Origin of the sequence: Acidovorax radicis N35 (assembly GCF_000204195.1) — a bacterium.
Classification (GTDB): domain Bacteria; phylum Pseudomonadota; class Gammaproteobacteria; order Burkholderiales; family Burkholderiaceae_C; genus Acidovorax; species Acidovorax radicis.
In genome coordinates this window covers 123,884-141,250 of the sequence record NZ_AFBG01000016.1, presented here as the reverse complement: position 1 = coordinate 141,250, position 17,367 = coordinate 123,884, and the positions used below count along the sequence as shown (strand labels likewise).

Here is a 17,367-nt window from a genome sequence, read left to right as displayed (position 1 = left end):
CGCTGTGGCGTCTTGATAATCCCGCCCGGTGGAGCGAGAGAGAGCCCCTGGAGAGGAGGGGCGTGGCTCCATGCGTTTATCCGGGTCAAAAAACATAAGACTTCCGCAAATCGGGATGCAACAGCCACCTCGCGTTGGGGTGAACCGCTTGCCTGAGCCTTGTTTTGCGCAAGTCATGAAACATACAACCAATCGGTCCCATTCATGAATCTTCAATCCGCACTTCGCGTGGGCCTGGCCAAGGTCTTTGTCTATGCGCTGCTGGCGCTTTTCCTCATCCCGGCGGTGACCTATGGGTTCACCCTCTACGCCCAGCACGACCAGGACGCGAGTTTTGTGGCCGGGATCAGCCAGCGCATCGACGCCGAAAAGGGCATGCCTCCCGCCGAGAAGCAGGCGCGCAAGGACTACTACCGCAGCAACCCACCCTCCACCATTTGCGACAACACCTTGCCCGAGGCGCAGGACTACCGCGAAGCCCTGTGCGAGCGCTACTCCGACGTGTGGCAGTTCCACATGGCACGCCTGGTGTCGTTCTGGACCCTGGTGGCCGGCGGCGTGCTGCTGCTGGCCGTGCTGGGCCTGGGTGCACTGGCCTTTACCGACCGCACGCTGCAGTACACCAGCTTTGTGACCGGCTGGCGCTTGACCACCTATGCCAGCGCCGCCGCGCTGCTGGTGCAAGGGGCGATGGCAGTGTGGCTGTCGTTCTGGGTGACGGCATTCTTCTTTCACAAGTATTCGCCCAAGCTGGTGCTTCTCGTGGGTTTTGTGGTGTTGGCGGGCGTGCTGGTGGCGGTGAGGGGCATCTTCAAACGGGTGGAGTCCAGCAACCAGGCCGTGGGCGAGCTGGTGTCCGAAGACGATGCACCCCTGCTGTGGAAGCGCATCCGCCACATGGCCCAGCGCCTCAAGACCGAGCCGCCCCAGCACATCGTGGCCGGCATCGACGCCAATTTTTTCGTGACAGAGGCGCCGCTCACAGTGGGCAACCAGACGCTCACAGGCCGCACGCTGTTTGTCAGCTTGCCCCTGCTGCGCATCCTGGACCAGGCCGAAGCCGATGCTGTGTTTGGCCATGAGCTGGCCCACCTGCGTGGCGGCGATACCCAGAGCAGCGCCCGGCTGGGCCCCAAGCTCGTGCAGTACGACCACTACCGGCACGCCATGCGCACGGGCGGGCTCACGGTCATGGTCTCGCCGCTGCTGGACCTGTATCGGATGATCTTTGAGATCGCGCTGGCGCGCGACAGCCGCGAGCGTGAGTTCAAGGCCGACCGGCTGGCCGCCAAGCTCATTTCGCCTGCGGCCATTGCGCAGTCGCTGGTGAAGATCGCCGCCTACGCGCAGTACCGCTACAAGATCGAGACCGAGCTGTTTGGCCGCAATGAGCGGCACGACGACACCACGCTGGGCATCGCCCGCTTTGTGGCACAGGGGCTGGCACCCTATGCGGCCTCCGATGATTTTCTGGACGCCATGAAAACGGCCAATGTGCCGCACCCCTTTGACACGCACCCTGCGATGCCAGAGCGCCTGCGCAACGTGGGCATGGCGTTGAAAGAGCAGGACTACGGCGCCATCGCCGTGCGTGCGCCTGCCGCCACCTGGGTGCAGGAGATCCTGACGGCCGATGCGATCGAGCAGCGCCTGTGGAGCGACTACGAGCAGCAGTTCGCGCAAGACCACGAGCGCAGCCTTGCCTACCGCTACGAGCCCGCCACCGATGAAGAGCGCGCACTGGTGCTGCGCTACTTTCCACCCGTGGTGTTTGCGCTCAAGGGGGACAACACCGTAGAGGTCAGCATCGAGGGCATCCGCACGAGCGCCGATGAGACCACCGTGTTCTGGGATGCGGTGAAGGCGCTCGAATACAAAGAGAGCAGCTTTGGCAACGCGTTGATCGTGACCCACCCCGAGAAAAATGCCCTGGGCCTGGGAGCCAAGACCAGCAAGATCAAACTGGCTGGCCTGAAGAAGGAAAAAGACTCCTTCAACGCCACGGTGGGCCACTACTGGCAGCGCCACCAGATCATGCGGGCACAACAGCAACAGGAAGCATGATCCGCACGGCAGAGTTGCCTGGCCATCTCCCCTGCGTCTGGGGGTGAGGCTGCTTCTGTATTGATAGCTAAAAAATCAATACAGAAAAGCGCTGGTGGCTATTTTTGTTCAATTCTTTGGCGGATTGGCGCCCGACAATTTCACGCCAGCCTCTTTGCCGGGAACCGCGTGGCCCCCGACGCAGGTTCTTACGGCTGCGCAAACTCCGGCCGATCATTCTGCTGCGGCTTGAGCGGCTCTACCGCCTTGCCTTCGGCGCGCTCCTTGCGCCACTGCTGCTTGCGCGCCGTCCACTCGTTCAGGCGGGCGTGGGCCACGGTGCTGTCCTTGGCCATCTGTGCTTCGTCCGCCAGCTGGGCCGACAGTTCGAGCCGGATGCCGTTCGGGTCGAAGAAATAGATGCTGTGGAAGATGTGGTGGTCCGTCACACCCAGCACCTCGATGCCGTGGGCCTCCAGGCGCTTCTTGGTGTTCTCCAGCTCTTGCACGGTGTCCACCCGGAAAGCAATGTGGTTGACCCACAGCGGCGTGTTGGGCGAAGGCTCGGCCTTCACGTCGTCGCCCAGGTCGAAGAAGGCGATGAACGAGCCGTCCCGCAGGCGAAAGAAGAAGTGCGTGTAAGGGCAGTATTCACCCGTGCTGGGCACGTAGTCGCTCTGGATGATGTGGTACAGCGGCAGGCCCAGGATGTCCTCGTAGAACTGGCGCGTTTCCTCGGCGTCACGCGCCTTGTAGGCGTAGTGGTGCAACTGCTGGATGGCGGCCGGCGGGGGAAGCGTGGCCAGGTCAGGGTTCTTCAGGACAGCGTTCATGCAGAGTCTCCTCGAATTGGTTTTGCAATTCTACTATTCGTAATTGATTTACGTTAAGTTAATTTTTAGCTGACCTGTGGCATGCGCTGCATCCGCAGGGGACGCAACGGACTGCCAAAGAAAAAGCCACCTGCAGCATCGCTGCTGCGGGTGGCTTCTTGTTCTTGCACTGAGGGGCAGGGGGCGTCGCGCATCCCCTGCTGCCTTTGCGCTGTGCGGCTTTACTGCTTCACGGCTTCGATCTGCACCACCAGGCGTACGTTCTTGGGGAAGCCCCATTCCACGCCGTAGTTCATGCCCCACTGGGTGCGGTCGATGGTCGTTTCAAAGTCGCCGCCGCACACTTCGCGCTTGAGCATGGGGCTGTCGTAGCAGTTGAACTGCGTGGCCTTCAGCGTCACGGGGGCGGTCTTGCCCAGCAGCGTGAGCTGGCCGGTCACTTCGCTGACCTTGTCGCCGTTGAAGCTGAACTTGTCGGACACGAACTTGATGGTGGGGTGCTTGGCGGCATCGAACAGGTCGGCGCTTTGCAGGTGCTTGTCAAAGGGAGGCGTGCCCGAGTTCACCGAAGTGGTGTCGATGGTGATGTCCACCTTGCCATTCTTGGCTGCGCGGTCAAATTCCACCGTGCCTTGCTTCTTGTCGAAGCGGGCGCGGTTGGTGGTGGCACCGAAGTGGCCAATCTCGAACGTCACAAAGGTGTGTGTGGGGTCGATGGCGTAGTTGGCGGCCTGGGCGGCACCGGCGGTCATTGCGGTGGCAGCGGCCACGGCGAGCAGGGAGAACAGGGGCTTGCGCATGGGTGAATACTCCTGAATAGAGACGACAGAGGAAAAAACGCGGAACGAAACCGAAAACAAAAACGAATGAAACGCTGGTGGGCGGGGACTCGGGTGCTAGAGCTTGGCCACCCCAGTCAGCGCGAGCTTGAACTTGACCGTCACGTCGTCGGCCACCATCGAGGTATCGGCCCACTCGTTCTCGCCGATCTTGAACGCCAGGCGCTTGATGGGCAGCGTGCCGGTGGCCGTGGTGGTGGCGCCGCTCTGGACGAGGGCCACGGGCACGGTCACGTTCTGCGCGTTGCCCTTGATGGTGAGCTTGCCAGCCACTTCAAACTTGCCGCCGCCCAGCGCCTTGATGCTGGACGATTCGAACTGCGCCTGCGGAAACTTGGGCACGTTGAACCAGGTGGGCTTGGGCAGCTCGGCATCGGTCTCGCGCGATCCCAGCGTGGCGCTGCCGGTATCGACCGTGAGCGCGATCTTGCTGGTTGCCAGCTTGGCCGGGTCAAACGCCACCTGGGCGCTGAACGTCTTGAAGTGGCCGTCCAGCGGCACACCCATCTGGCGCGCGGTGAACTGCACTTCGCTTTGGGCGGGCACCAGCTGCTGTTGGGCCATGGCGGCCTGGGCGCCCATGGCAAGGGCGGCGCCCAGCACGAGGCGGGACAGGGTGGAAGAAGACAGGTTCATTCGAAAACTCCGTTCAAAAGACAGAAAAGAGAAGGTGGGGCGGTCGGCTTGTGTAGGACAGGGCGCGCATCCGCCAGTGCATCCGTGAGGCCAGCTTTGCCGGGCCACCGGGTGCGTCCCCCTCCCGCAGGAGAAGGGGAGGACGCGAAGCGGTTCAGGGGGTGCCTCATCTACCAGGCAGCATCCGCGAGAGCAGGCCGTCGCGGTCCACGATCTGGTGCTTGAGCGCGCCCGCGATGTGCAGCACCACCAGGCCCGCCATCGCAAACGCGGTGATCTGGTGCCAGGGTTTGATGGCCTCGGCCAGTTCCTTGCTCACGGGTACGAAGTCGGGCAGCTGCCACAGGCCCAGGAACACGATGGGGAAACCGGCGGCCGAGCTGTAGGCCCAGCCAATCAGTGGCACGGCAAAAAACAGCGCATAGAGCAGCCCGTGCGTGGCGTGGTGCGCCAGCTTTTGCCAGCCCGGCATGGCCTTTTCGATGGCTGGCGGCAGGGCCGGGGGGCGGTGCGTGGCGCGCCACAGCAGGCGCAGCACCGACAGCACGAGGAGGGTGACACCTGCCCATTTGTGCCAGTTGTAGAGCTTGAGCCGCTGCGGCGAAAACGGCAGGCCCGTCATGTAGATGCCCACGCCAAACAGCCCGATCAGCGCCAGGCCCAGCACCCAGTGCAAAAGCATGGCGGTGCGCGTGTAGCGGCGGGGCGGTGCGTCGGCGGCGGTGCGGGTGGCGGTGGCAGTCATCGGGAAAGAATGGGAGGGTCTGGCAAACAGGGTGCTGGGCGAACCTGCCAGCCCGTTCGGGGCTGACATCCGTCAAGCGATGGGGCAGTGTAGGAAGCCGTCGCCGCATTCGGCTTCAGGCAGATTGATGCTTCAATTCAAAAAAAATGAATTGATAGGGCCTGAGCGCTCAAAGTTCCCCAATGCTGTGCAAGTTGCGCCTGCTCGCATCAGCGGGGGAGTGGCGGCGGTGAAGGCACCAGGAATGCCCTGGTTGGGTGCGGCCCCAACCGTTGCGGTCTGGGCAGGCTGCGGGGGATGTTCTTTGGGCGGCGAAGAACGGCACCCGGAAAGCGCAGCCCCTGCAAAAGGCCGTTTACCGGCTGAGCGCGGCCTTCTTCCAGGCCTCGGCAGCGGCATTTTCGTCGCCGCGTTTCTCTGCCAGTTCTGCAAGGTGGCGCCAGGCGCTGGCCCGCAGGCTGCTGTCGCCCAGCTGCTGCGCCGCCTGCGTGAGGAGCTGGTGGGCCTTGCCCCACAGCTGGCGCTTGAGGCAGGCCATGCCCGCCAGGTACTGCAGGCGGGCGTCGCGCGGGTTGGCCTGCTGGGCTGATTCGATGCGGGCCAGCCAGGGGGCGTCGAGCGCATCCAGCCCCGCCTCCAGCGCGCGGACCAGCTTCAGCGCATGGTGTTCGGCCAGGGCGTCGGGCAGGTCCACCATGCGGTCCCACACGGGCAGCAGCCAGGCGCGCACCTGCGTGGCATCGCCGCCCAGGGCGGCCAGCCGCTGCGCGGCGTGGATGGCCAGCTCGGGCATGCTGCGCTCTGAGGGCTCCAGCGACATCCAGGTCTGCTGCAGCTGTGCGGTGTCGTGCGCGCTGTTGATGAGTTCGATGGCCAGGCCCCGCACGATGCTCTGGGCCGCTGCGGGCGAGAACGCACGGTGCTTGCCCAGCAAGCGCGCGGTGTCCAGCGCGTCCTGCGTCTGGCGTGCCAGGCGCGTGGCTTTGAGCCTGATACGCAGCGACAGCGTGCGCCGTGCGGCGCCCTGCGGCAGGGCCGCAAGGCGGTCGAGCGCGGCGCTGGCATCGCGGTCGTCCAGCGACCAGCGGGCGGCCCGCATCTGGGCGCCCTCGCGCATTTCCTGCTCGTTCACGCTGCCGCGCAGCGGCGCCTCCTGCAAGGCGTCCTGCAGATGGCTTTCGCGCGTGGCGCTGTCTTGGAGCGCGTGCGATGCCTCGGCGGCAATCATGTGGGCCAGGGCGCGCAGCTGGCGGCCGTGGGGCACGGCCTCCCCGGCGCTGGCCAGTGCGTGTTCTTGTGACAACGCGGCCACCGCCGCCTTGCGCGAGCGGATGAAACGGCCACCCAGCATGTGGGTCAGGGCATCCAGCAAGGCCGCGTGCATGGTGCGCTCCTTTTGCTGCACGCGCCAGCGGCGGGCCTGGTGTGGCAGTTCCAGCAGCGCCGCCAGGGCGCGCAGAGCCGCGTAGACGGTGACGAAGCCGCCCACCAGCAGCAGCACCACCATGTTCAGCGACAGGTCGATGCGGTAGGGCGGCCAGTACAGGGTGACGGTGCCCTGGTTGTTGCCCGCGAACAGCGCGGCCGCCACGGCCACGCCAAACAATGCCAAAAGCCAGAGTGCTGCGCGCATGTCGTCAGCGTCCAGCAGCAGCGGTAGCCAGCGCAGAGAGCGTTTCGTCCAGGCGCGGCTGCTCGGCCGCCTTCATGCTGGCCTGGGCGGTCTGCAGCGTGCTGGCCGCGTTCTGCGTGCGGCGCGAGGCCGGGTCGAAGTATTTGTTCAGTGCCACCGTGGCGGCCGCCAGGTCGGCGCGGGCCGATTCAAACTGGCGCGCCAGCACGCCCAGGCGCGCGTTGAGCAGCTTGAGCTTGAGGTTTTCGCGCAGGAAGAAGGTCTGCTCGGGTGCCAGCAGGATCGCCTCGGGCTGGTCGATGCGGCTCACCCGCACCAGGCCTCGGGCCTCGTCGCGCACCACCTCCCAGCTGCGCTGCAGGGCAGCCTGCCACCAGGCCAGGTTGCCCTGGCTGGGTGGCGGGGTGCCTTCTGGGGCGGGTGTTGCGGCCAGGCGGCGGGTGGCGGCGGCCTGGGCCACGGCGTTCAGCACGGGCAGCTCGTCCACCTGGCGCACCAGGTCGTCCAGGCGGCCCAGCAGGCCGGCGGTGTCGGTTACGGTGGCGCGGGTCAGGCGGTCCAGGTCGCGGCCGATGGCGCGCTGCACGGGTGCCAGACGGGGCTGGGCGGCGCGTTCTATGCGCTGGTTGGCGCTTTTGAGGGCGGCCACCAGGGGCTCCAGGCTGCCTGTGAGCTGGGCCTGCTGCTGGGCCAGGCGAATGGCGGATTCGATGTCCACCACCAGGTTTTCATCGCGCGAGCGCGACAGGCTTTGCATGAGCTCTTCGAGCTGGCTGCGCTGCAGTGCCACTTCGCTCACCCGCGCTTCGGCCACCGACAGGCGGGCGGCCGTCTCGCGCACCAGTTCTTCGGCCTGGCGCGCCATGGTGCGGGCCTCGATGGCCTGCGCGCCCGAATCCGCAGACTGCCGGGCCAGTTGTTCCTGGATGGAGCTGAGCTTTTGCCAAAGCAGGCCGCTGCTCACCAGCGCTACCGCGGCCACCGCGCCCAGCAGCAGCGTCACCGCACCGCCCCGGCCGGGGGCTGCGGGTGCCGCCATGGGCGCTGCGGGTGGTGCGGGGGGCAGTTCGTTGGGGGGCGCGGAGCTCATGCGGCCGATTCTATCGAGGCCACCACGTCTTCCAGCGCCGGACGGCATTCCCGCACCGTGCCAAATCCGGCTGCGCGGGCCGCTTCGGCGATGCGCGGGTGGGTGGCCAGCGCGTGCGCGGCGCCCCAGTGCTGGCCTGGCAGGGCTTCGGCCAGGTGGGCCACGGCTTCAGAGCTGCTCAGCAGCCAGATGGAGCCGTCGTGCGCCGCCTGTTGCGCCAACGCCACCTCGTGCGCCGAAAAATGCGGTGCGCCGCGTTGGTAGACCACCACAAACTCCACCGTGCCGCCCGCCGCCTCGATCTGGCGTGCCAGCCAGTCGCGGCCGTTGCCTTGGCTTTCATGCACACCCTGGGGCGTGTCGGATCTCCCGCGCACGATCAGCACGCAGTCGCCGGGCCGGATCTGTGCAAAGACCTGCTGCCACAGCGCTTCCGAGTCGAACTGGGGGGCATCCGGCGCCGGGCCATCGATGCAGCCAGGCGGCACACCGGCCTGCTCCAGCGCTCGTGCCGTGCCGGGGCCAGGTGCCCATGCTCTTGTTTTTATAGCTGCCAGCGCTTGTCCATCAAGCGCTGGGGCCTTATTCGCCTCAAAAAAATGGACCACCGCATTGCCGCTGACAAACATCAGCGCCCGGTACTGCGAAAGCCGGGCATGCGCCAATGTGAGTGCTTGCTCTGCCGCCGCATCACGGCAGGGGCCGATGGCGATGAGCGGCAGGGCCACGGCATGCACACCGCGCGCGCTCAGCAGCTTGACCCAGTGTGCAGCCTCGCGGGCGGGCCGCGTGACGATCACCCGGGGCATGGCTTGGCCAATCAATTCAGGGGTTCGGCGCCCCGCGCGCCACCGGCACGCAGGCGCTGCGCAATCGCGTCGCCCAGCGCCTCGGCCTGTGCCAGCGTGGTGACGGCGGCGCTGGCCGCTGCGCGCACCAGCGGGGCCTGTGTGTCCACGTCGCCCCAGGCGGCGTCGAGCTGCAGCACGCCGTCGGTGAACGTGCCATGCGCCGCCAGCGGCATCGAGCAGCTGCCGCCCATAGCGCGGCTCACGGCGCGTTCGGCGGCCACGGTCAGCCAGGTAGGTTGGTGCGCAAGTGGCTCCAACGCGTCGATCAGGTCTTGTCGGTCGCTGCGCACCTCAATGCCCAAGGCGCCCTGGCCCGCCGCTGGCAGCATGGCCGTGGGCGCAAACGCAGAGCGGATGCGGGATTCGAGCCCCAGGCGTTTCAGGCCCGCCGCCGCCAGCACGATGGCGTCGTACTGGCCTTCGTCCAGCTTGCGCAGGCGGGTGTCGAGGTTGCCGCGCAGCGGCTCGATCTTCAGGTCGGGCCGCAAGGCCTGCAGGAGCACCTGGCGGCGCAGGCTGGAGGTGCCCACCACCGCGCCCTGGGGCAGGGCGTCGAGGTTTTCGTAGCGGGGCGAGACAAACGCATCGCGCGGGTCTTCGCGCTCCATCACGCAGGCCAGGGCAAAACCCTCGGGCAGCTCCATGGGCACATCCTTGAGCGAATGCACCGCAATGTGCGCGCGGCCTTCTTCCAGCGCCACTTCCAGCTCTTTCACAAACAGGCCCTTGCCGCCCACCTTGCTGAGCGACCGGTCCAGGATCTGGTCGCCTTTGGTCGTCATGCCCAGCAGCTCCACCTGGTGGCCGCGTGCGCGCAAAAGGGCCTGTACATGCTCGGCCTGCCACAGCGCCAGGCGGCTCTCTCGGGTGGCAATGACGATGGAAAGGGGGGAATGGGCGAGGCTCAAGTTCGTAACCTGTTTGTAATCATTCAGGGGCGGGCGATGCTAGCATGCGCCCGCACTGGGGCCGGTGCGCCCCGGGGGACGCGGGGGCAGGCGGCGCCAGGTCACCTACCCACCTCCGGAGACCCACGCACCATGAAACGATCCGACAAGGACCAGCCCCTGATTGACGACATCCGCCTGCTCGGCCGCATTCTGGGCGATGTGATCCGGGACCAGGAGGGCGTGGCCGCGTATGAGCTGGTGGAGCAGGTGCGCAAGCTCTCCGTGGCCTTCCGGCGCGATGCCGACCAGGAGGCCGACCGCGCATTGAAGAAGCTGCTCAAGTCGCTGTCGGGCGACCAGACGGTGAGCGTGATCCGCGCGTTTACCTACTTCAGCCACCTGGCCAACCTGGCCGAAGACCGCCACCACATCCGCCGCCGCGCCGTGCACGAACGCGCGGGCGACACGCAAGAGGGCAGCATCGAGGTCGCCCTGTCGCGCTTGCGTTGGGCTGGCATTGCGCCCAAGACGATTTCACAGACCCTGGCGGGCAGCTACGTGGCCCCCGTGCTCACCGCCCACCCCACCGAAGTGCAGCGCAAGAGCATTCTGGACGCCGAGCGCGACATCGCCCAGCTGCTGGCCACGCGCGACGACATCCAGGTGCGCGCCCAGCTCTACAACAGCGCCAAGGACGCACTCACCCCCCGCGAGCTGGCCGCCAACGAAGCCCTGCTGCGCGCCCGGGTGGCCCAGCTGTGGCAAACGCGCCTGCTGCGCTACAGCAAGCTGACCGTGGCCGACGAGATCGAGAACGCGCTGTCGTATTACGAAGCCACCTTCCTGCGCGAGATCCCCAAGATCTACGCCGACCTGGAAAACGAGCTGGGCCAGTACCCCGTGCACAGCTTTCTGCGCATGGGCCAGTGGATTGGTGGCGACCGCGACGGCAACCCCAACGTGACGGCGCAAACCCTGCGCTACGCCCTGGGCCGCCAGGCCGAGGTGGCCCTGCGCCACTACCTGACCGAGGTGCACTACCTGGGCGGCGAGCTGTCGCTGTCGGCCCGCCTGGTGCAGGTGTCCGCCGAGATGGAGGCGCTGGCCCAGCGCTCGCCCGACACCAACGAACACCGCGTGGACGAGCCCTACCGCCGCGCCCTCACCGGCATTTATGCGCGCCTCGCAGCGTCGCTGAAGGACTTGACCGGCGGCGAGGCCGCACGCCACGCCGTGGCCCCGCAAAACGCCTACGGCAGCGCAGATGAATTCCTGGCCGACCTGCGTGTGATCGAAGCGTCATTGAAGTCGCACCACGGCGAAGCCCTGGCCGCAGAGCGCCTGCACCCGCTGATCCGCGCCGTGCAGGTGTTCGGCTTTCACCTCGCCACGGTGGACCTGCGCCAAAGCTCCGACAAACATGAAGAAGTGGTGGCCGAGCTGCTGGCCACGGCCCGCATCGAACCTCACTACGCAGGCTTGCAGGAAGCCGCCAAGCGCGCATTGCTCATCAAGCTGCTCAACGACGCCCGCCCGCTGCGCGTGGTGGGTGCGCAGTATTCCGCACACGCCCAGGGCGAGCTGGCCATCTTCGAAACCGCCCGCGTGATGCGCGAGCGTTTCGGCCACGAGGCCATCCGCCACTACATCATCAGCCACACCGAAACGGTGAGCGACCTGCTCGAAGTGCTGCTGCTGCAAAAGGAGGTGGGCCTGATGAGCGGCACCCTGGATGCCGAGTCCAAGAACCACCTCATCGTGGTGCCCCTGTTCGAAACCATCGAAGACCTGCGCAATGCCGCGCCCATCATGCGCGAGTTCTATGCACTGCCCGGCGTCGCCGCCCTGGTGCAGCGCAGCGGCGGCGAGCAGGACATCATGCTGGGCTACAGCGACAGCAACAAGGACGGCGGCATCTTCACCAGTAACTGGGAGCTGTACCGTGCCGAGATCGCGCTGGTGGAGCTGTTTGACGAACTGGCCACCAGCCACGGCATCCAGCTGCGCATGTTCCACGGCCGGGGCGGCACCGTGGGCCGGGGCGGCGGCCCCAGCTACCAGGCCATCCTGGCGCAACCCCCCGGCACCGTGCGCGGCCAGATCCGCCTGACGGAGCAGGGCGAAGTCATCGCGTCGAAATACGCCAACCCCGAGATCGGCCGCCGCAACCTGGAGACGCTGGTGGCTGCCACGCTCGAAGCCACGCTGCTGCAGCCCACCAAGCCCGCCACCAAGGCCTTTCTGGATGCCGCCGCGCAGCTCTCGCTGGCCAGCATGGGCAGCTACCGCGCGCTGGTGTACGAGACCCCGGGCTTCACCGAGTATTTCTTCAACTCCACGCCCATCCGCGAGATCGCCGAGCTCAACATTGGCTCCCGCCCCGCCAGCCGCAAGGCCAGCCAGAAGATCGAAGACCTGCGCGCCATCCCCTGGGGCTTCAGCTGGGGCCAGTGCCGTCTCACGCTGCCCGGCTGGTACGGCTTTGGCTCGGCCGTCGATGCCTTTGTGAACCTGGAAGGCAAAGACCCCAAGACCCAGCTGGCCCTGCTGCAAAAGATGTACCGCCAATGGCCGTTCTTCCGCACGCTGCTGTCCAACATGGACATGGTGCTGGCCAAAAGCGACCTGGCCCTGGCCTCACGCTACAGCGAACTCGTGACCGACGCACGCCTGCGCAAAAAGGTGTTCACCAGCATCGAGGCCGAATGGCACCGCACGGCCGATGCCCTCACGCGCATCACCGGCGAAAAACAGCGCCTCACTCACAACGCGGCCCTGGCCCGCTCCATCAAACACCGCTTTCCGTACATCGACCCACTGCACCACTTGCAAGTGGAACTGGTGCGCCGTTGGCGCGCAGGGCAGGGGGATGAACGGGTGCAGACGGGGATTCACATTTCCATTAATGGGATTGCTGCGGGGTTGAGGAATACCGGCTAGCAGGATGTGGCTGAAATTGAGAGGCCTACCGGGGATTGTTTAGGATTTTCTCCGGTTGTGGGGTTTGCTCGCATGTTCAATATTTCCTGAGCGGGTTGATTATTAATAATAAGAGAGGGAGCGCCCATGAGTGCATTTTTTAGGGCGGTTTTTATATTGATTGCGATGTGGGCTGGCGGCCAGGCGCAGGCTCAGGGTAATTATTTTGATGTGTGCATTGAAGGGAACCCGGCGGGTTACATGATCTGCCGCCTGAAGCCTGATGGCTTTACGGAATGGGTATATGGATCGGGGTATGGCATTGCGCCGCCTGATTTGGGAAGTGGGTATTCTTCTGAGGCTAAAGCTGTTCATGAAACGATGAACTACCTCGTTTATTCGAATCCCAACTTCAAAAATATGTGTGCAGTTTCGCATTCGCTGGCCGGCACGACAACTGTTCATACCAAGGATGGTTTCATTTTATCAAATGCATCCATCTGGCAATCGAGATCTCTGAATATCACGTATGGTTGGATTCGAGCTGGAAAATGTGAGGATATTTCAACCGGGGCGGTAGAAATATATGCCAGTCGCTCTATTAAATGCAATCACGATTGGAGCGGCACAAGCGGATATTGGGCTTTTGATCTGCAGAGCAACATGTGTGTCAGCCCGGCGGAAAAAACCCCGCCGCCTTGTGAAACATGTCCCAAAACTGCCCTCAAAGGCAACCCCATTCTTGTTCCCACTCGGGAAAAGGTGGAGTCATCGGTGGACTTGGCCAGTGCAGGCCCCATGCCGCTGGAGTTCCGGCGGATCTATCGAAGCCATCGAGCACGGGACAAAGATATTTGGTTCAGCGGCTACTTCAAAGGGCCGGTTCAGAGCTCCATGGGGGTCGGCTGGCTTCATAACCACAATATTCACCTTACGGTTGCCGCAGCGGATACCAGTGGTGAGATCCACTCCAAAGGTGGCTCTGAAAGTGGCGTGGATGTGGGCACAGGGCCTTTGGTGGTCCGAATCCAGATGGGTGATGGGACGTTTAATTACTTCTATCGGCCAAACAGCAATTCGGCCTTTGTGGGACGGAACAAGCTTCAAACACTGCTCCTCAATGGTTCCCAATGGATATTCAATGATGGTGAAGCCGAGATACGGTACACCTTTGGCCAAAAGGGCCTGCTGCAAGAACAGCTCTATCGCAACGGTTGGCGCCTGACCTATGGCTACAACACGCAGGATCTTCTTGCTGTGGTACAGAATAATTTTGGCCAGAGTCTGCGGTTTACGTATGGAGGCGCTCTGAATGGCGCGCTGATCTCTGTTACCAGCAGCGATCAGCGCAGCGTGTCGCTGATGTACTCGGATACTGGGTTTCTAACGTCTGTGCGTCAGGCCGATGGCACCACCATTCAGTACGCATATACCAACGCTACTGCCAAGGTGGGTTCCTTGCTGGCCGGGCGCATTGACGAGCACGGCGTGCGATACACCACTTTCAAATACGACGCGGAGGGCTGGGCGCTCAGTACAGAAAAAGCGGGAGGGGTGGACAAGTACACGGTGCCTGCAAAAGACGGGTATGTAGATCCTCTTGGCACCAGCCGCAGTCACACCTTCCGCATTTATGGAAACGAGTTGATTTTTATCGGGTCGTCCCCAGCGCCAGCGTCCCCCGGCGAGCCTCCCATTTATTCCCGCACGGTGCGTGAAGATGGCCTCATTGAGCATGAATACCAACAGTTCTATACCAACCAGTCCTCCTACCAGTGGGATGCGCCCCGCCGCCTCCCAATCGCCGTCACCGAGGCCGTAGGCACCCCCGAATCCCGCACTACCCAAATCACGTGGCACCCCCAATGGCGCCTGCCGTTGACCATCACCGAACCGGGCCGGGTCACCACCTACACCTACGACAACCTGGGCAACTCTCTGACCCAGACCATCACCGACACCGGTGGTGGCTCGGGCGGTTCCCGCACCACCACCTGGACCTACCACGCGAGCGGCCTGGTCGCCACCGAGACCGCTCCCAACGGCGCTACCACCAGCTACCAGTACGACAGCGCAGGCAACCTCACCCGCGCCACCAACGCCCTGGGCCATGTAGACACCTACACCCACGACGGCGCAGGCCGCGTGCTCAGCCACACCGCGCCCACGGGGCTGGTCAGCACGTACACCTACGACGCCCGTGGCCGCATGCTCACTGCCAACCGGGGTGGCTTGCTGACCACGCTCACCTACCGCCCCAGCGGCCAGGTTGCCACCGCCAGCCTGCCGCACGGCCATGTGGTCACCTACACCTACGACGCCGCCCAGCGCCTCACGGGCTGGAGCGACAACCGGGGCAACTCGGGCGCCTACACCCTGGACGCCATGGGCAACCGCACCCGCGAAGACCTGCGCAACGCCCAGGGCCAGCTCGTGTGGCGCCTGGCGCGCACCATCAACAGCATCAACCGGGTGGAGAGCGTCACCCTGGGCAGCCAGACCACCACCTACGGCTACGACAGCAACGGCGACTGGGTGGCCACCACCAACGGCCTGAATCAGGGCACCACCCAAAGCCTGGACGCCCTGCGCCGCACCAAGGCCCTCACCAACGCAGAAAACGCCACCGCATCCCTGAGCTACAACGCCCTCGATGGCGTCACCCAGGCCACCGACTTCAAAGGCGTGGCCACCACCTACACCCGCGACGCCCTGGGCAACGCCACCACCGAGACCAGCCCCGACAGCGGTGCTGAAACGGCCCAGTACGACGCCCTGGGCCTGCCCAGCACCATCACCGACGCCCTGGGCCAGGCCACCACCATCGAACGCGACCTGCTCGGGCGGCCCACCCTCATCACCCATGCGGGCGGGCGCATCACCAGCCTGCGCTACGACCTCACGGCCACGGGTAAAGGGTTCCTGGGCGAGATCGTGGACGCCAGCGGCACCACCACCTACCAGCGCGACACCCACGGCCGCATCACCACCAAAACCCAGGCCCTGATCAACGGCGACACCCGCAGCGTCAGCTACGCCTACAACGCCCAGGGCCTGCTGGCCAGCACCAGCTACCCCGGCGGGCAGGTGCTGCAAAACGTCTACAACACCACCGGCCAGATCACCGGCCTGACCTGGGCGGGCCAACCGCTGGTCACCGGCATCACCTGGAACCCCCTGGGCCAGCCCACCGGCTGGAGCTGGAGCCTGCCCGGTGGCATGGCCGCCATCCCCGCCACCCGCAGCTACAACACCGCAGGCCAGCTCACCGCCACCGACTTCAGCAGCTACCAGTACGACACGGCAGGGCGCATCCAGACCCTCACGCAAAAACTCTGGCGCCCGACCAGCACCAACCCCCAGGCCAGCACCATCAGCCAGGTCACCAGCACCTGGACGGTGCAATACAGCCCGGCAGGCCGCATCACCGGCTTCACCAAGAACACGGCGACCAACGCCCCCGTGGACACCGCCACCTTCCAGTACGACGCCAACGGCAACCGCACGGCCAGCACCCGCGACGTGGCCGCCACCAGCACCAGCCGCACCTACGGCGGCGACGCCAGCCACAACCGCCTGCTGGGCTTTACGCAAACCACCACGGAAGGCAGCAACACCGCCAACACCAGCGTCACCTACCAATACAACAGCGCAGGCGACCTGCTGGGCGACGGCCTGACCACCTACCGCTACGACAGCGAAGGCCGCCTGGAGAGCGCCAGCACCGGAGAAGGTGAAGACGCCCCCACCACGAAATACGCCCACAACGCCCTGGGCCAGCGCGTGTTCAAGACCGAGCCGCTGTACAGCAGCGCAGCCAAGCAAGGCAGCAACAAGAACCTGAACAACCTGCTGGCCGACGACGAAGAAAGCGACCACCCCGGTGCAGAACAACCCGGCCTCATCCAGCAGCTCCTGAACTTCTGGAGCAAGCTCTGGAGCCCCAGCACCAGCGATGCCGAGAAACTGGGCTACAGCTACGTGTATGCAGAAGACGGCAGCCTGCTGGGCGAATACGGCTCGGGCGGCACCAACAGCTCAGGCACCGCGCAATACCTCTACCTGCCCACCGCCAGCGGCCCTATGCCGATAGCGGCAGTGATCAAGGGAACCGCCTACGCCGTCCACAGCGACCACCTGAACACCCCCCGCAAACTCACCCAGCCCGACGGCCAGGTGGCATGGCAATGGGCGTACAGTGCGTTTGGAGACGAACAGCCCACCATCGGGGCCAAGCGATTCACCAGCGAGACCACCACACCGACCACGGGCGCCACCAGCATCCCGGAAGTCACGTTCAACCTGCGGTATCCGGGGCAGTACTTCGACAAAGAGACGAAGCTGCACTACAACTACTTCCGCACGTACGCGCCGAGCACGGGGCGGTATACCCAAGCCGATCCTATTGGGTTGGATGGGGGGTGGAATCGGTTTGCCTATGTAGATGCAAATCCGTTGATTTACGCAGACCCACTGGGACTAGCCAATTCGGGGGCAATCAAATGGATGACCCCTCCCGTCTCCCGCTGTTTTAGCTTTGACAAATTTGCAGATTACATCCGGGAAAACAGGCTTGACTTGTACGTTGTTCTGGCGACGCTTAGTGCTGACTTCGCAGTCGGCACGATGCCAAAAACCCCGGGTGAGCTTCGTGGGCTTGGGGTTCCGAAATCTCAACTTAACCCTTACACAAGTCAGCTAAGCAGATGGTCTGGCCGTGTCGGCAGCAGAGCTCTTCGTGAGTGGGGAAGAACAGGCGCAGGTATGGCCGCTGGAGCTGCTGCTACGGGCGCAGTGGTCTTCGAAGGCTTCTACGATTGGACCATCATTGCACAGGCGCTGGAACAGGCTCACTCCCCAGAAAACTGCAGTTGCCAGCGATAGAGGT

General features: G+C 64.7%; 11 protein-coding genes and 1 pseudogene. 4 read left to right on the top strand and 8 right to left on the bottom strand.

Annotated elements, in window-relative coordinates:
* Positions 1-204: 204 nt before the first annotated feature.
* Entirely contained in the window at positions 205-2,064 is a 1,860-nt protein-coding gene (locus ARADN35_RS0105475) for a M48 family metallopeptidase (RefSeq protein ID WP_029413387.1), read from the top strand.
* A 188-nt stretch (positions 2,065-2,252) separates the two neighbouring features.
* Here the strand turns inward: ARADN35_RS0105475 and ARADN35_RS0105470 are convergent, their stop codons facing one another.
* The 8 genes from ARADN35_RS0105470 to hemC all read right to left on the bottom strand — a co-directional run bounded on the left by ARADN35_RS0105470 (position 2,253) and on the right by hemC (position 9,578).
* Entirely contained in the window at positions 2,253-2,876 is a 624-nt protein-coding gene (locus ARADN35_RS0105470; protein ID WP_010459870.1) for a VOC family protein, read from the bottom strand.
* 221 nt (positions 2,877-3,097) lie between these two features.
* Positions 3,098-3,676: a YceI family protein gene (locus ARADN35_RS0105465; protein ID WP_010459868.1), complete on the bottom strand. Its 579-nt coding sequence runs from the start codon at positions 3,674-3,676 to the stop codon at positions 3,098-3,100.
* Positions 3,677-3,772: 96 nt separating this feature from the next.
* Positions 3,773-4,351, bottom strand: coding sequence for a YceI family protein (locus ARADN35_RS0105460; RefSeq protein WP_010459866.1), 579 nt, complete (start codon positions 4,349-4,351; stop codon positions 3,773-3,775).
* A gap of 166 nt (positions 4,352-4,517) precedes the next feature.
* Positions 4,518-5,096 carry a cytochrome b gene (locus ARADN35_RS0105455; protein ID WP_010459864.1) on the bottom strand — a complete coding sequence of 193 codons (579 nt, stop codon included), beginning with the start codon at positions 5,094-5,096 and terminating at the stop codon, positions 4,518-4,520.
* Positions 5,097-5,451: 355 nt separating this feature from the next.
* Positions 5,452-6,729: a heme biosynthesis protein HemY gene (locus ARADN35_RS0105450; RefSeq protein WP_010459862.1), complete on the bottom strand. Its 1,278-nt coding sequence runs from the start codon at positions 6,727-6,729 to the stop codon at positions 5,452-5,454.
* A gap of 4 nt (positions 6,730-6,733) precedes the next feature.
* On the bottom strand, positions 6,734-7,819 hold the full coding sequence (locus ARADN35_RS0105445) for a uroporphyrinogen-III C-methyltransferase (protein ID WP_010459860.1): 1,086 nt from the start codon (positions 7,817-7,819) through the stop codon (positions 6,734-6,736).
* Complete coding sequence (locus ARADN35_RS0105440) at positions 7,816-8,628, bottom strand: uroporphyrinogen-III synthase (RefSeq protein WP_010459858.1); 813 nt, start codon at positions 8,626-8,628, stop codon at positions 7,816-7,818. The genes ARADN35_RS0105445 and ARADN35_RS0105440 overlap by 4 nt, the downstream gene beginning before the upstream one ends.
* A gap of 11 nt (positions 8,629-8,639) precedes the next feature.
* Positions 8,640-9,578, bottom strand: a complete 939-nt coding sequence (gene hemC / locus ARADN35_RS0105435) for a hydroxymethylbilane synthase (protein WP_010459856.1) — start codon at positions 9,576-9,578, stop codon at positions 8,640-8,642.
* Between the two features lie 132 nt (positions 9,579-9,710).
* Between hemC and ppc the strand changes: the two genes are divergently transcribed.
* The 3 genes and pseudogenes from ppc (at position 9,711) to ARADN35_RS0105425 (ending at position 17,363) form a co-directional block, all read left to right on the top strand.
* Positions 9,711-12,500, top strand: a complete 2,790-nt coding sequence (gene ppc / locus ARADN35_RS0105430; RefSeq protein WP_010459854.1) for a phosphoenolpyruvate carboxylase — start codon at positions 9,711-9,713, stop codon at positions 12,498-12,500.
* A 126-nt stretch (positions 12,501-12,626) separates the two neighbouring features.
* Positions 12,627-13,412, top strand: a pseudogene (locus tag ARADN35_RS28785) (DUF6531 domain-containing protein); the annotation flags it as partial.
* 429 nt (positions 13,413-13,841) lie between these two features.
* Entirely contained in the window at positions 13,842-17,363 is a 3,522-nt protein-coding gene (locus tag ARADN35_RS0105425) for an RHS repeat-associated core domain-containing protein (RefSeq protein WP_159103181.1), read from the top strand.
* The last annotated feature ends 4 nt before the right edge of the window (positions 17,364-17,367 follow it).

Coding starts and splice junctions, on each gene's coding strand:
- ARADN35_RS0105475 (WP_029413387.1), top strand. CDS start 205: ATGAATCTTCAATCCGCACTTCGCGTGGGCCTGGCCAAGGTCTTTGTC.
- ARADN35_RS0105470 (WP_010459870.1), bottom strand. CDS start 2,876: ATGAACGCTGTCCTGAAGAACCCTGACCTGGCCACGCTTCCCCCGCCG.
- ARADN35_RS0105465 (WP_010459868.1), bottom strand. CDS start 3,676: ATGCGCAAGCCCCTGTTCTCCCTGCTCGCCGTGGCCGCTGCCACCGCA.
- ARADN35_RS0105460 (WP_010459866.1), bottom strand. CDS start 4,351: ATGAACCTGTCTTCTTCCACCCTGTCCCGCCTCGTGCTGGGCGCCGCC.
- ARADN35_RS0105455 (WP_010459864.1), bottom strand. CDS start 5,096: ATGACTGCCACCGCCACCCGCACCGCCGCCGACGCACCGCCCCGCCGC.
- ARADN35_RS0105450 (WP_010459862.1), bottom strand. CDS start 6,729: ATGCGCGCAGCACTCTGGCTTTTGGCATTGTTTGGCGTGGCCGTGGCG.
- ARADN35_RS0105445 (WP_010459860.1), bottom strand. CDS start 7,819: ATGAGCTCCGCGCCCCCCAACGAACTGCCCCCCGCACCACCCGCAGCG.
- ARADN35_RS0105440 (WP_010459858.1), bottom strand. CDS start 8,628: ATGCCCCGGGTGATCGTCACGCGGCCCGCCCGCGAGGCTGCACACTGG.
- ppc (WP_010459854.1), top strand. CDS start 9,711: ATGAAACGATCCGACAAGGACCAGCCCCTGATTGACGACATCCGCCTG.
- ARADN35_RS0105425 (WP_159103181.1), top strand. CDS start 13,842: ATGTACTCGGATACTGGGTTTCTAACGTCTGTGCGTCAGGCCGATGGC.